This is a genomic window from Pseudodesulfovibrio senegalensis (genome assembly GCF_008830225.1).
Classification (GTDB): domain Bacteria; phylum Desulfobacterota; class Desulfovibrionia; order Desulfovibrionales; family Desulfovibrionaceae; genus Pseudodesulfovibrio; species Pseudodesulfovibrio senegalensis.
This window is the reverse complement of the sequence record NZ_WAIE01000001.1, coordinates 1,289,614-1,302,560: the sequence shown is the minus strand read 5'-3', so window position 1 is coordinate 1,302,560 and position 12,947 is coordinate 1,289,614. Positions and strand designations below refer to the sequence as shown.

Here is a 12,947-nt window from a genome sequence, read left to right as displayed (position 1 = left end):
GCGCCTTACTTCTTTTTGTAGAGCTTCTGCCATTCATCAAGGAAGAGCACGGCCGTTTCCAGATCGGAGAGCGTGCCCTGTTGTTGGCGGATCGCCCAGACCAAATCTTCAAAACCCACGTCTTCCGGCAGGTTCAGGGTATGGATCAGGGCGTTGATGTCCCGTTTCAGTTCTTCCGGGAAGTCTGTCGGGAAAAGATCCCGTTTTTCCTTTTGAGCGGGCCAGCCGGGGATGCGTTCGGCCGTGAAATCGATGAGCGTCTGCATGCGTACGGTATAGGTATGGTCCTTGAGCACCCGTTTTTGCCCCCGTTCCGCAATCATTTGCCGTTTTTCGGGATTGTTGAGATACAAGTCGATCATGGACAGCATCTCGTCCATGCTCGTGAACGTGGCCAGTTCGCCTTGGGCAAAGGCTTCGTCCATGAGCGTGCGTTTGTCCACCAACTGAAATGCGCCGCAGGAGCAGAGTTCGAAGGTTCGCGGGTTGATGAAGTCTCCGCCTGTGACCAGCTGTTCCTTTTGCACGCTGGAATGCAGGTTCAGGTTGATGGTGGTGGCGTTGAAAATCTTGACGCATTCTTCGGAACTGACGCGTCTGCCCTTCATTTGCACCAACGGTTCAAGCACGTGGTCGCCGTTCCATTCCGAGCCCCATATCTTGAAATCGCGCCCCACAAGCTTGCGAAAGGCCACGCGTCTGTTGGCATAGCCCGCGCCCATGAACGAAATATCCGAACCGAATTTCTGACGGTCAATGGAGTTTAGCTCGATTGGCTTGTGAAACGGAGGATGTGCGGCCAGAGGCAGATACAGGGCGTTGTGCACGCCGATGCTTTCAAGTTCCTCGAAAAATGGTGTTTTCTGGATGACCGCAAAAATATCGTAGAACGGTGCGTAGGATTTCCAGTAGGTAAACAGTCGATAATCCTCCACAAACCACATGGCCGTGACCACATTGTCCTTGCGCAGCCGTCTGAGCGCCTGATGTGAAAGCGGCGCCTGGGCCATGGAAAGCACCATGTCCGGCTCGAATGTTTCCACCTTGGCCAGAATGGCCTGACTGACGGTTTGCAGAAAGCTGTTCTGGAGATATTCCAGCCGGTCACCCGTCACCTTGAGGTTCTTGAGCGCTTCGTAAGCAGTATGGAATTCAGGGGCTTCGAAGGTTTCCACGATATGTCCGAGTTCGGCAAGTGCATCAGCGCAAAAGCGCCCCACGGGCAACGAGCCTCCATACATGGGCAGGACAACGAGGATTCGCAAGTGGTTTTCGGGCATGACGCTGGCTCCGGTCTTCATCCGTGTTGGTCTTTTGGTTCGTCTCAGCCTTGTCAGGCGTTGATTTTCTATGAAATGCGTCGAGATTCCGGGCTGGGGCGCGTTGCCCAGTCCTTGTCTCGATACATTTTCATTGCCAGTTGGTGGGCGTTGTCGCCCAACGGACAACCCTGTCCCACATGGCGTCCGAGGAATTTCTTGAACTCGTCGCGGGCAGCCTTGTCCGGGTCGTTTCCCGCCAGAAGTATGTTGTCGACGCCAAAATCATCGGTTTGCGTGGTGTAGGCGTTGATGCCCGGCGGGACCAGTTCTGTTTTTTCCGTGATCATGAAGCGAATGAAATTCGGATCGGCAAAGCCGTTCAGACATGCGATTTTGTGTGGACATGGATCGCTTTCCAGACACGGCAGACAGTCCCGGATTGCCTGAAAGACCGTATGTCCCTCGCCGTAGGGGCCGGTCTCGAAGCACCATGCCGAGGAAAGAAAAAAGGCCGTGACCGGAATACCGAGGTGCGCGGCAAGATGCATGGTGCCGGTATCCGGTGTCAGGATTTGTTTCATTGAACCCAGCGCGTCCACCAGATCTTTCCAATCGGTTTTTCCGGCAAGGTTGTCGGTTTTTTCTGCAACATCCTTGGTCAGTGATTTGAGCAATGTCTTGCCCGCGTGTTTTTCCGAGAGGCTGCCCAGCAGCAGTATTCGTCCTGATTTGTTCAGCCTCGCAAGGGCTGTGGCGTATTTGCTAAGTAATTCGAGTGGAATGGAACGTCGTGACTCCCGGCCAGAGAGTACTATGCCGATATTGTCGCCTTGCGGGGTGGCTTTCGGGTTGACTGTTGCCGGGGCAACGGCGTCCCGGCAATAATAGGCCCAGAAATCCACGAGATTGATGGATTGCCTGCGCAATCTGGACCACTGCATGGCCATGCGTGCCCATTGCGAGCTTATTTCCTGTCCGTTGTGCCATGCATGGCCCCGAACCGTGTCCGGATCGAACAGTGCCGCGAGCCGGAAGTTGAGCGGCGAGAAATTCAGGTTGTAGACCTCGTCAAACTGTCTTGCCTTGAGTTCGGCAAAAGCCGAACGGTTGTCCTGAAACATGACCGTGTACGCCTGTTCGCGGCTCAGGCCGGTTCCGTGTGCGGTGATCGGGTGCAGCTGTACCTGCGGGAAGACCATGGTTGCCAGCGATTGCAGGGAATTATCCAGACACAGGTGCACCTGTCCGTCGCCCCGTGCCAGCAAGGTGGCAAGCAGGCGCTTGGTTTGCAGCAGGTCGCCGAAGCGAGCGAGTTGTATGACGAGGTAGTGTTTCATTGCTTGTGGTCGATTTACGATTCGTTTAGCGCATAACCAGCGAACATGGCAAGAAAACAGGGCTGAAATGGGGTTTTACAGCCCGCCCTGCCATGGTGTATGAACCATTGATGCGTTATTATCCCTTGTTCATCAATCTTGAACGGATGCATTGTCTTGTGGTGGGCGGTGGCGGTGTGGGCTGTCGCAAGGCCCGCTCTCTGGCCGAGGCCGGGGCATGTTCCGTTCTGGTCGTGGATACGGCCAAAGCTTCCGAAGACATGGAAACCGTGTGTACTTCGTGCGGCAATGTCTGTTTTGCACGCAGAGAGTTTGTTGTAGAGGACCTGGACGGTATCAATCTGGCCTTTGCCTGTACCAGCGACAGTGTCGTGAATGGGAAAATCGCTCAGCAATGCGAACGCCGCGGCATTTTGTGCAATATCGCGGACCAACCGGACAGGGGACACTTTATCGTGCCCGGATCAGTACGGCGGGGAGACCTGTGCATTGCCGTTTCAACCGCGGGGAAGAGCCCTGCCATGGCCCGGCGCGTGCGTGCTGAAATCGATGGGCTTATCGGCGATGAGTACGGTCTTGTCCTTGCCCTCATGGGACGATTGCGGCCGCGCATGCTTGACCTCGGGCTTGAGACCCGGCAAAACACGGATGTATTTCGTTCACTTGTATTTTCCGAACTTGCCGATGCCCTGAAAGTGCGCGACAAAACCGCAGCCCGGGGCATCTTGATGGATATTCTGCCCGACACCCTGCACAACAACATCCCGGAGTTGCTTGATGGGCTTGTTTGAACTGCTTCAGCTTCTCATCATTGGGCTGTATCTGGTCGGTACGGTTCTTTTTCTCGTGGGCACAGCCGCAGCCAATCCCCGACTCCGGCGGTTGGCCGGAATTCTGGCCGTGGCCGGTTTTGCCCTGCACACCGTAGACATAGCGCTTGTTTTTGTTCAGGAACGAGGTGTCGCCCTGAACGCGAGCGGAACGTACCTGAGTATTCTGGCCTGGAGTATTTTGGTCATCTATTTCTTTTTCTGGTGGCGTTTTCGTCTTGAGTTCATGGCCCTGACCGTCCTGCCGCTAGCTCTGCTCTTCTTTCTGACGTCTATGACGTTCAGCGGTATCCGTGTGGTCATGCCCAAGCAATTGACCATGCTGTTTTTCGGCCTGCATATCGGCACACTGGTTCTTGCGCTCGGTGTGTTGGTCATGGGGTTTGGTGCCGCGCTGGCGTTCCTTCATTACAACAAGAAAATCAAGACCAAGGCCGGGCTTCGGTCGCTGGGCAAGGATACCCCCTCTCTCTCCATTTTCGACCGGGTCAATCACATGGTGGTTGCCATCGGGTTTCCGCTGTATACGCTTGGTCTTTTTTCCTCCTTTGTCTGGTACTGGATCGCTCCGGGCAAGATGTTTGTCTGGGACGTCATGAAAATATCGTCTCTGGCCGTATGGGGAGCCTTTGCCTTTCTGTTTCACCAGCGTATGTTGCTCGGGTGGAAAGGCAGAAAGCCTGCAATTCTGATGATCATCGTGTTTGCAGCCATGGTTGTTTCCCTGCTGCATCACACCATAACGTTTAGGCAGATGCCATGAACAGGAAGATATATCTCGTAGGCCTGAATCACAAAACCGCCGGCGTTGACGTGCGGGAGCGGTTTGCGCTGACCGATGTCGAGAATTTCGAGCAACGGCTGCACAGTTGTGACGCCATTCGTGAATGTATCGTGCTCTCTACGTGCAACCGCGTTGAAATCGTGGTTGTGGCGCAGGGAGAGCGTGACGCCGATGTTTTTGACGAGGTCTACTCGCATTGGGCCGGAGCCTGCGATGCCCCTGTCGAGTTGTTGGGCGACCACACCTATCAGTATATGGCACTTGACGCGGTTCAGCACCTTTTTACCGTGGCCTGCAGCCTTGATTCCCTTGTCATGGGCGAACCGCAGATTCTGGGTCAGCTCAAGGACGCCTACCGTAATGCCGTGGATAACGGGACCGCCCGAACCATCGTCAACCGATTGCTGCACAAGGCGTTTTCCGTTGCCAAGAGGGTCCGTACCGAGACGGCCATTGCTTCCAGCGCGGTTTCCATCAGTTTTGCAGCCGTTGAGTTGGCCAGAAAAATTTTCGGCGATCTGGAAGGCATGAACGCCATGCTGATCGGGGCCGGAGAAATGGCCGAACTTGCCGCAACCCACCTCATGAACAACGGCGTTCGGTCATTGCTCATTGCCAACCGCACCCTTGCCCGGGCCAAATCGCTTGCCGCCAGCATGAACGGACATCCCATCAGTTTTGACGAGATGCCTTCCCGTTTGCATGAAGCGGATATCGTCATCAGTTCAACAGGATCGCCCACGGCCGTGCTCAAGGCCAAGGATGTTCGCGGTGTGCTCAAGCAGCGCAAGAATCGTCCCATGTTTTTCATCGACATCGCGGTCCCCCGCGATATTGATCCGGACGTCAACAATCTGGACAACATTTATCTGTATGACATTGATGATTTGAAGGAAGTCGTGGAAGAGAACATGTCGCAGCGGCAGGACGAGGCGGTCAAGGCGCATGCCGTGGTTGCCGCGGAAACTGAAAAGTTCGGCATATGGCTCAAGTCTTTAACCTTGCAGCCCACCATTGCAGACATGGTTTCTTCCAATGAGGACATTGCCCGCAAGGAGCTGGAAAAGACGCTCAAGCGTTTGGGCGGCGTTGATGCGTCAACACGCGCTGCGTTGGAAACACTGGTCCTTTCCGTAAGCCGGAAAGTGCTCCATGAACCCATTTGTTTTCTCAAGCGACGCAGCCAGGAAGAGGATGCGGCCGAACGGTACATTGATATTGCCCGCCGCATGTTCAATCTCGACGACGAGTCGGTCCCTTCCACCGCACATCTGGAGCGTAAGCAGGTATCTCGCGAATGTAGTCACGACGAAGTGGAAACCTTCATTGATGCTGCAAAAAAGGAACAATAATGAGAAATTATCTGATTGAAGATATCATAGACGACAATTTGGCCATCATCGAGAAGCATATGACCGACGCAGGGTATGCCGGTCCCATTGAGGACATATACTATCTTCCCATGCCCGAGGACATGCTCACCGACGAACAGAAAGAGCATCTGGAAAAATGCGGACCATACTTCCTTGGCCTTGAAGTCATTCACGATCTGGCGGGCAACAAGCTGAAAATGGAGCTGCTGGTAAGGGCGAAGGGCATCATCCGTTGCTCCTGCGTGGCCTATTGTACCCCGGAGCAGCGCAACTACATGCTCGATTTCGTGGATGACATGATCAAGGGATTAGACATCCCGGTCTAGCCATGCCTCCCCCACTGCCTGAATCAATCCCGGCAACCTTGCAGGAATTGCCTCCCAAATGGGCGCATTTCTGTCTTGGAGTCGAATCATTCCTTGTGAATGAGCTCGGGGTCGATATGGAGGGAAAAGCCTTTCTGACGGCTTTTTCCGGCGGAATCGATTCGACCGCCTTGCTGCTGGTTCTCAAATATATTTCCAGGCGCAATCATGGTCATGTTTTTGCCTTGCATCTGGACCACGGCCTTCGGGCTGAATCCCCGGACGAGGCTGCTGCCGCAGTTGCGCTTTGCAAAGCCGCAGACATTCCGTGCACGGCGATTCGCCGGGACGTGCAGGCAGAAGCCCTGTCCATGGGCATGGGAATCGAAGAGGCCGGCCGTCATGTCCGCTATGCACTGCTTGAGCGGGAAAGGGAAAAGCTGGGAGCGCAACACATCGCCTTGGGGCATCATCTGGACGACCTGTGCGAGGACGTGCTCATGCGTATGCTCCGCGGGGCGGGATGGCCGGGGATTTCCGGAATGCCGGGTATCGATCCTGACCGCAACCTTGTTCGACCCTTTTTACTGACCCCCAAGAGCACACTCCGTGATTTTCTTCACGATTTGCGCGTGCCTTGGTCGCAGGATGCCAGCAATGCGGACCAACGCTGGAAACGCAATCGTGTCCGCCACTCCATTCTTCCTCTATTTGTTGAAGAAAATCAGTCTTTTACATCGTCCGTAGCTCGTATGTGGCGTATGGGGCGACTGGATGACGACTTTTGGTTCAGGCGCTGTCAAATGCTTCAACCCGGGCCGTTGTTAGCGCAACACGCCCTTGAGGGGGCGCATCAGGCCGAGCGTATGCGTTTTTACAAGCACAAACTTGATGCAATGGGACCGGGACAAGCCCTTGCGGACTCTTTGTTCAGGCTGGACGCGGCTTGGCGGGAGCAACGCATCGGTGCCGTCATCCAGTTCCCCGGCGATAAGACCGCCAAAATCGTTTCCGAAGGGGTTGTTTTCAGGGTCAAGCATTGACAGTTGGGGCCTCAGGGGATAAGAGCATGTGATCTTTTGCACAATCGTTAGGAGGAGTTATTCATGAATATTCTGATTTTTGGACCCAACGGCAGTGGTAAAGGCACCCAGGGTTCCCTGGCCAAGCAGAAATACGACCTGGATCACATTGAGTCCGGCGCCATTTTCCGCAAACACATCGGCGGCGGCACCGAACTGGGTCTCAAGGCCAAGGAATACATCGACAAGGGCGAACTCGTTCCTGACGATATCACCATTCCCATGGTTCTTGACGTGTTGCAGAGCTCCAGCTCCAACGGCTGGCTGCTGGACGGTTTCCCCCGCTCCATCGTTCAGGCTGAAAAATTGTGGGAAGCCCTGCAGAAGGACGGCGTGAAGCTGGATTTCGTCATTGAAATTTTGCTGCCCCGCGAAGTGGCCAAGGCTCGCATCATGGGTCGCCGTCTGTGCGCCAATGATCCCAACCATCCGAACAACGTCGGCATCCCCGCCATTGCTCCGGACGGAGACAAGTGTCGCGTGTGCGGTGGCGAACTGAGCGCCCGCGCTGACGACCAGGACGAAGACGCCATCAACAAGCGTCATGACATCTACTATGACGACAAGACCGGAACCATCGCTGCCGCCTACTTCTACAAGGACTTGGCAGACAAGGCCGGATTCAAGTACATTGAGCTGGATGGTGAAGGCACCATCGACGAGATCAAGGAAACCCTGCTTTCCCAGCTCGCATAGTCAGACCGAAGGTTTAGCGCAAAGTCAGGCCCTCCGGCATCGTGCCGGAGGGCCTTTTTACGTCTGAAGAACAGGGACGACAGTGCCGTGGACGTTGTTGTTCTTGATTCTTAGCCGTTGTGCTTCGGGCATGAAAAAAGGGGGAAGAGCCATGCCCTTCCCCCTGTGGTGTGTATTGTTTGTGTGAGCTAAGCGTTTTGCGCTTCGCTGTCTTCCACATCCATGTCGGTGGGACCGAATCCGAGAAGGATCGGACTGGCAACAAAGATGGACGAATACGTGCCCACGCCCACGCCGATGAGCAGTGCAAGCGCGAAGTCGTGAATGACGCCGCCGCCCAGCAGATAGAGGCTCAGCACCACCAGCAGGGTCGTTCCCGAAGTGAGTATGGTGCGCGAAAGGGTCTGGTTGATGCTTGTGTTGATGAGGGTGGGGAATTCCTCTTCGCCTCTGCCCGCGATGTTTTCACGGATGCGGTCAAAGACGATGATGGTATCGTTGAGCGAGTAACCGATGATGGTCAGCAGCGCCGCAATGATGGTCAGGTCGAATTCCTTGCCCAGAATCGAGAACACGCCCACGGTAATGAGAACGTCGTGTACAAGGGCCACAACGGCACCGAGAGCGTAATTGAGTTTCAGATACCAGCATAGGCCCAGCGTGATAACCAGCATGCCTATGATGGTCCAGGCAATATCCAGTCCGGTCAGAGCCAGACCATACTGGCCGGCGAGGAGTCCGCCCGCCATGATGGCCGCAGCCATCCAGCGCTGCTCAAAACGCCCGGAGATATAGATGGCGATGAGCAGCACGGCGTAGAACATGGCTTCTAGCGCCTTGGAGCGCAAGTCAGCACCCACTTTGGGGCCGACCATTTCCAGACGCTGGATTTCAAAGGACTTGCCGACGAGGTTGTCGGTCAGGGCCTGGGAAACCTGATCGCGGATGACGCTGGAGGCGATGTCCGAACTGGAGGTTCGGATCAGGTATTCGTTGTCTTCCTCAAGGCCGAGCCTTTGAACCACCATTCCGGGCAGTTCCAGCCCCTTGAGCGAATCCTTGATTTCCTGAACATCGGTTTTCTGGTCGATTTTGACCTGGACGATAATGCCGCCCGCAAAGTCGATTCCGTACTTGGGGCCGCCGTTGTATATCAGCGAACCAAGGCCGATGAGAATGACCAACGCGGAAACAATGAAGGCTACCTTTCTAAAACCGATAAAATCGATTGTGGTATCCGGTTTGATTATTTGCAGTCCCATGTGGCGATCCTCCTAAATGCTCAACTTCGCTTTTTCGGAGCGGTTTTTCACGTACAGGTCGAACAGGATGCGCGACACGAAAATGGCCGTGAACATGGAGGTGATGATACCCAGGGTCAGTGTCACGGCGAATCCACGGATCGGTCCGGTACCGAATTGATACAGGATGACGGCTGCGATGACCGTGGTCACGTTGGCGTCGAGGATGGTCAGGGTCGCCCTGCCGTATCCTTCGTCAATGGCAGCGCGTGCGGTCATCCCCCTGCGCAGTTCCTCGCGGATGCGCTCGAATATGATCACGTTGGCGTCTACAGCCATACCAATGGTCAGGATGATCCCCGCAATACCCGGCAATGTCAGGGTTGCGCCAAATGCAGCCAGCCCTGCCATGATCAGCATGATGTTGAGGGTCAGGACAACGTCGGCCACACAGCCGCCGAATCCGTAGTAGACGACCATGAAGACCAGGATCAGGGCCATGCCGATCATTGCAGACATGATGCCTTTGTCGATGGATTCCTGTCCGAGGGACGGACCCACCGTGCGCTGTTCGAGGATGTGCACCGGGGCAGGCAGCGAACCGGCGCGGAGAACAATGGCCAGGTCTCGGGCTTCGTCGGTGGTGAAGCTGCCCGTGATGCTGGCGCGTCCGCCGCTGATTTTTTCCTGAATGACCGGAGCGGAATAGACCTTGCCGTCCAGCACGATGGCCATGCGGTTGCCCACGTTTTCTTCGGTCAGGCGGGCAAAAATCCGGCCGCCCTTGTTGTTGAAATTGATACCCACGTAGGCGTCATTGAAGTTGCCGTAGCGAACCGAAGCGTCGGTGATGTATTCCCCGGTGAGCACGGCGTCTTTCTTGAGTACGATGGGCTGTTCGGCATAAGTGCCGTCCGGCCGACGGTTCATGAGTACGGCCAGTTCGTCGCCCGGAGGCAGGATGCCCTGCTGGGCCTTGGCCGGATCAACGGTGTCGTCGACCATCTTGAATTCAAGGTGCGCGGTGCGGCCGATGATTTTGATGGCGCGCTCCGGTTCCTGAATGCCGGGAAGCTGGACCTGAACCCGATGACCTTCCTGACGGCGAATGTCCGGCTCGGCAACGCCGAACTGGTCAATGCGGTTGCGGATGGTCTTGATGGCCTGATCCATGGTCAGCTTGGTAAGATACTTCTTGTAGTCGGAAGTGATGCCCAGCACGTACTTGATTCGTCCGTCCGCCATGGATTGTGTTCCATCGACCCGCACGGAATCAAAGTCATCGAGCACTTTTTCAAATGCTTCCTTTTGCTCACCCTTGAGCAGGACCAACTGTATCTTGTCGCCCGGGAGCACTGTCGGACGCAGAAGGTAGATTTCCTTTTCCTTGGCCACGGATTTGAGGTCGTCGCCAATGCGGGCAAGGTTGTTCTGGAGCGCGACATTCACATCGACGCCCAGCGTCAGGTGAATGCCTCCCTTGAGGTCCAGTCCGAGGTTGATGCTGTCGCCGGGCAATGCTTCGGCCAGTGAGGAGCCCTGTACTCCGGGCAGGGACGGCAGCATATAGGCCAGTCCGAGCACCAGTACGAGCAGGGCGACAATGATTCTCCAGCGCAAACTCTGCATGAATGAATTCTCCCCTGTCGGTGGAAAATGAAGACAGCCTGTCATGACGCGGCAAACGCAAGCGCGGACCAGAGCCGCAGGGCGGGCCCGGTCCGCGGTGAAAAGCCGCTTTCAAAGGCTGTCTGCCTTCTACTTGTTACTTTTTCTTTTCTTTCTTGGCAGGCGCGGCCTTGGGGCCGTCAATGTCGGTCACATAGCCTTTCCGCATTTCAATGGATACGCCGTCAGCGATTTCCAGCTTCAGGACATCATCCTTGATTTCCGCAATGATGCCCTTGATGCCACCATTGGTCCACACCTTGTCGCCGACCTTCAAGTTTTCCAGCATGTTCTTGTGCTCTTTGGCCTTTTTCTGCTGCGGCCGAATGAGCAGGAAGTAGAAAATGGCAAACATAAGAACGAGCATGGGCAAGGGGCCGGCCAACAGGCCTCCAGCTCCGCCCTCTGCTCCACCCGCGGGCGGTGCCATGGCAAAGGCGATGTTGTTGAAAAGCATATGTCCTCCTGGGGATGTTTATTGCCGTGTAATCAAAAGCATCAGGTCGGCACGTACATGTTGCCGTAAGGCCTGTGCGAAAACGGACGGATTTTCTCGAAACCTTCGCTTAAGATTTCGTCGGCATCCACGTCAAGCTCTTTAGCGTAATCCTTGACGATCCGTTCTATGACTTCCATGTCCTCGCTGTCCACCGGCTGAGCGTGCAGTCCCGGTCCGAGCTGGTCCACGGGAGCCTTGCCGCGAACATAAATCACGCCGCCATGCATGCCTGTTCCGAGGCTTCTTCCCGAAATAGGCGCATCAGGCTTACCAGAAAACATCCCCAAGAGCAAAATAATTCCACCAGCCATATATTCACCGAGGAAGTCCCCGGCCTTGCCGCCGACCACGATAATCGGCTGGTGATCCATGTAGGCTTTCATGTGGATTCCCACGCGATAGCCCACGTCTTCCCGGATGTAGATATTGCCGCCGCGCATGGCGTAGCCCGCCACGTCTCCGGCCAGACCGTGCACCACGATTTTCCCGTCATCCATGGTGTTGCCGATGCCGTCCTGGGCGTTGGCATGCACGTGGATTTTGGGGCCGCGCATGAACGCGCCCATGTCCTGTCCCGGCACCCCATTGATTTCAAAGGAAAAGTCGCCGTCTAGGGCCGTGGCCAGGTATCGCTGGCCGTTGACGTTGACCAGCTTGAAGTCCGTATAGCCTTCACTCACCTTTTCACGGATCGTTTCGTTGAATTGCTTGTAATAGATGCCTTGGGCGTCCAGAGTTATCTGCTTTGTTTTTGTCGTAGTCATGTTCCCTACCCCTTTACGTCCACAATGACGGGTTCACCGGCCTTGGGCATCCAGACCTTGTCCAGCTCCGGGCACACCTCGCGGATGGAGGATTCCTCGCTGGACATGAAGACCATGTCATCCTTTTCCGCCACCAGCAGGGGACGAAGCTTGATGCGGTCGTTCAGGCCCATGAGTCTGTTGTTATCGGCGACGAGGATGGCGAACGGTCCGTTGAGCATTGCCGAACCATAGGTTGTGCGCAACGCGGTATAGAGTTCGCGGTCGTCGTCGTCCATGCGTTCGATTTCGTCCCAGAACGGCGGGGCAAAAATCTTGGCCGCCATTTCCCAGCTCAGGCCGTGCTTGCGGATGAACAGGTCCAGTTCATAGGCCACCACCTCGGTATCGGTCATGAGCGCGCACAGGTAGTCGTGCTCGCACAGGTAGCGGCGGTTGATGCCGTACGAAGAGATTTCGCCGTTGTGGACGATGGACCAGTTCAGGATCGTGAACGGGTGCGCTCCGGCCCACCAGCCGGGGGTGTTGGTGGGAAAGCGGTTGTGTCCGGTCCAGATGTAGGCCTTGTATTCGTCCAATCGGAAGAAATCGGCAATGTCTTCGGGAAAGCCCACGCCCTTGAACGCGCCCATGTCCTTGCCGCTGGAAAAGACGAACCCTCCGGGAACCGAGGTGTTGATTTTCATGACCACGGCCACGATATAGTCTTCTTCGCCAAGGTGGCTGAACTCGTTCTTTTCCTTGCCCGGGGTGACGAAGTAGCGGTTCACGATGGGGGCGTTGGTGATGGCCAGCGTTTTGCGGGTGGGGATGGGTTCGTATTCATGAACCTCGCAGTAGTGCTTGAGGATTTCCTCGGACGCACTGACCCCGGCATTGTCGTCGCACATGATATGAAAGGCGTATTTGTCCGCCTGATCCGGGTATATGCCGTATGCGGCAAAACCGCCGCCAAGGCCGTTGCCCCGGTCATGCATGCAGGCCATGGCCGCAATGGGCATGTCGCCGGAAATCAGGTTGCGTTCGGTGCTTACTACACCGAAAATGCCGCACCCCGAGATGTCTTTGTCGAAATCGTAATATCTTTCAGGAGCTTTCATTGTTCC

The 12,947-nt window shown here is 55.6% G+C and carries 13 protein-coding genes; 6 read left to right on the top strand and 7 right to left on the bottom strand.

Going from position 1 to position 12,947, the window contains the following annotated elements; all coding sequences use genetic code 11:
• Positions 1–5: 5 nt before the first annotated feature.
• Together F8A88_RS06155 and F8A88_RS06150 are read right to left on the bottom strand one after the other, a co-directional pair.
• Positions 6–1,280 carry a CgeB family protein gene (locus F8A88_RS06155; RefSeq protein WP_151150185.1) on the bottom strand — a complete coding sequence of 425 codons (1,275 nt, stop codon included), beginning with the start codon at positions 1,278–1,280 and terminating at the stop codon, positions 6–8.
• Between the two features lie 68 nt (positions 1,281–1,348).
• A complete protein-coding gene (locus F8A88_RS06150) occupies positions 1,349–2,599 on the bottom strand; it encodes a glycosyltransferase family 9 protein (protein ID WP_151150184.1) in 1,251 nt (416 codons plus the stop codon).
• A 110-nt stretch (positions 2,600–2,709) separates the two neighbouring features.
• On the opposite strand from F8A88_RS06150, the gene F8A88_RS06145 reads away from it, so the two are divergent.
• The 6 genes from F8A88_RS06145 (at position 2,710) to F8A88_RS06120 (ending at position 7,669) form a co-directional block, all read left to right on the top strand.
• Positions 2,710–3,390 carry a precorrin-2 dehydrogenase/sirohydrochlorin ferrochelatase family protein gene (locus tag F8A88_RS06145; protein ID WP_151150183.1) on the top strand — a complete coding sequence of 227 codons (681 nt, stop codon included), beginning with the start codon at positions 2,710–2,712 and terminating at the stop codon, positions 3,388–3,390.
• Positions 3,377–4,192: a cytochrome C assembly family protein gene (locus F8A88_RS06140; RefSeq protein WP_151150182.1), complete on the top strand. Its 816-nt coding sequence runs from the start codon at positions 3,377–3,379 to the stop codon at positions 4,190–4,192. Before F8A88_RS06145 ends, F8A88_RS06140 begins: the two co-directional genes overlap by 14 nt.
• Positions 4,189–5,565 carry a glutamyl-tRNA reductase gene (gene hemA, locus F8A88_RS06135; protein ID WP_151150181.1) on the top strand — a complete coding sequence of 459 codons (1,377 nt, stop codon included), beginning with the start codon at positions 4,189–4,191 and terminating at the stop codon, positions 5,563–5,565. Before F8A88_RS06140 ends, hemA begins: the two co-directional genes overlap by 4 nt.
• Positions 5,565–5,912, top strand: coding sequence for a hypothetical protein (locus tag F8A88_RS06130; protein WP_151150180.1), 348 nt, complete (start codon positions 5,565–5,567; stop codon positions 5,910–5,912). The genes hemA and F8A88_RS06130 overlap by 1 nt, the downstream gene beginning before the upstream one ends.
• A gap of 116 nt (positions 5,913–6,028) precedes the next feature.
• Positions 6,029–6,934: a tRNA lysidine(34) synthetase TilS gene (tilS, locus tag F8A88_RS06125; RefSeq protein ID WP_241667359.1), complete on the top strand. Its 906-nt coding sequence runs from the start codon at positions 6,029–6,031 to the stop codon at positions 6,932–6,934.
• A gap of 63 nt (positions 6,935–6,997) precedes the next feature.
• Positions 6,998–7,669, top strand: coding sequence for an adenylate kinase (locus F8A88_RS06120; protein ID WP_151150178.1), 672 nt, complete (start codon positions 6,998–7,000; stop codon positions 7,667–7,669).
• Between the two features lie 188 nt (positions 7,670–7,857).
• Here the strand turns inward: F8A88_RS06120 and secF are convergent, their stop codons facing one another.
• From secF to F8A88_RS06095, 5 genes are all read right to left on the bottom strand, one after another.
• On the bottom strand, positions 7,858–8,931 hold the full coding sequence (gene secF, locus F8A88_RS06115) for a protein translocase subunit SecF (RefSeq protein ID WP_151150177.1): 1,074 nt from the start codon (positions 8,929–8,931) through the stop codon (positions 7,858–7,860).
• A 12-nt stretch (positions 8,932–8,943) separates the two neighbouring features.
• On the bottom strand, positions 8,944–10,539 hold the full coding sequence (gene secD / locus F8A88_RS06110) for a protein translocase subunit SecD (RefSeq protein ID WP_151150176.1): 1,596 nt from the start codon (positions 10,537–10,539) through the stop codon (positions 8,944–8,946).
• 136 nt (positions 10,540–10,675) lie between these two features.
• On the bottom strand, positions 10,676–11,035 hold the full coding sequence (gene yajC / locus F8A88_RS06105; RefSeq protein WP_151150175.1) for a preprotein translocase subunit YajC: 360 nt from the start codon (positions 11,033–11,035) through the stop codon (positions 10,676–10,678).
• Between the two features lie 41 nt (positions 11,036–11,076).
• Positions 11,077–11,841: a GltB/FmdC/FwdC-like GXGXG domain-containing protein gene (locus tag F8A88_RS06100; protein WP_151150174.1), complete on the bottom strand. Its 765-nt coding sequence runs from the start codon at positions 11,839–11,841 to the stop codon at positions 11,077–11,079.
• A gap of 5 nt (positions 11,842–11,846) precedes the next feature.
• On the bottom strand, positions 11,847–12,941 hold the full coding sequence (locus F8A88_RS06095) for a class II glutamine amidotransferase (protein ID WP_151150173.1): 1,095 nt from the start codon (positions 12,939–12,941) through the stop codon (positions 11,847–11,849).
• Positions 12,942–12,947 lie beyond the last annotated feature (6 nt).

Bases quoted from the DNA above. Each gene is read 5' to 3' on its own strand.
- F8A88_RS06130 (WP_151150180.1), top strand. From the start codon at position 5,565: ATGAGAAATTATCTGATTGAAGATATCATAGACGACAATTTGGCCATC.
- F8A88_RS06095 (WP_151150173.1), bottom strand. From the start codon at position 12,941: ATGAAAGCTCCTGAAAGATATTACGATTTCGACAAAGACATCTCGGGG.
- secF (WP_151150177.1), bottom strand. From the start codon at position 8,931: ATGGGACTGCAAATAATCAAACCGGATACCACAATCGATTTTATCGGT.
- F8A88_RS06100 (WP_151150174.1), bottom strand. From the start codon at position 11,841: ATGACTACGACAAAAACAAAGCAGATAACTCTGGACGCCCAAGGCATC.
- hemA (WP_151150181.1), top strand. From the start codon at position 4,189: ATGAACAGGAAGATATATCTCGTAGGCCTGAATCACAAAACCGCCGGC.
- F8A88_RS06140 (WP_151150182.1), top strand. From the start codon at position 3,377: ATGGGCTTGTTTGAACTGCTTCAGCTTCTCATCATTGGGCTGTATCTG.
- F8A88_RS06120 (WP_151150178.1), top strand. From the start codon at position 6,998: ATGAATATTCTGATTTTTGGACCCAACGGCAGTGGTAAAGGCACCCAG.
- tilS (WP_241667359.1), top strand. From the start codon at position 6,029: ATGGAGGGAAAAGCCTTTCTGACGGCTTTTTCCGGCGGAATCGATTCG.
- F8A88_RS06145 (WP_151150183.1), top strand. From the start codon at position 2,710: ATGCGTTATTATCCCTTGTTCATCAATCTTGAACGGATGCATTGTCTT.
- secD (WP_151150176.1), bottom strand. From the start codon at position 10,539: ATGCAGAGTTTGCGCTGGAGAATCATTGTCGCCCTGCTCGTACTGGTG.
- yajC (WP_151150175.1), bottom strand. From the start codon at position 11,035: ATGCTTTTCAACAACATCGCCTTTGCCATGGCACCGCCCGCGGGTGGA.
- F8A88_RS06155 (WP_151150185.1), bottom strand. From the start codon at position 1,280: ATGCCCGAAAACCACTTGCGAATCCTCGTTGTCCTGCCCATGTATGGA.
- F8A88_RS06150 (WP_151150184.1), bottom strand. From the start codon at position 2,599: ATGAAACACTACCTCGTCATACAACTCGCTCGCTTCGGCGACCTGCTG.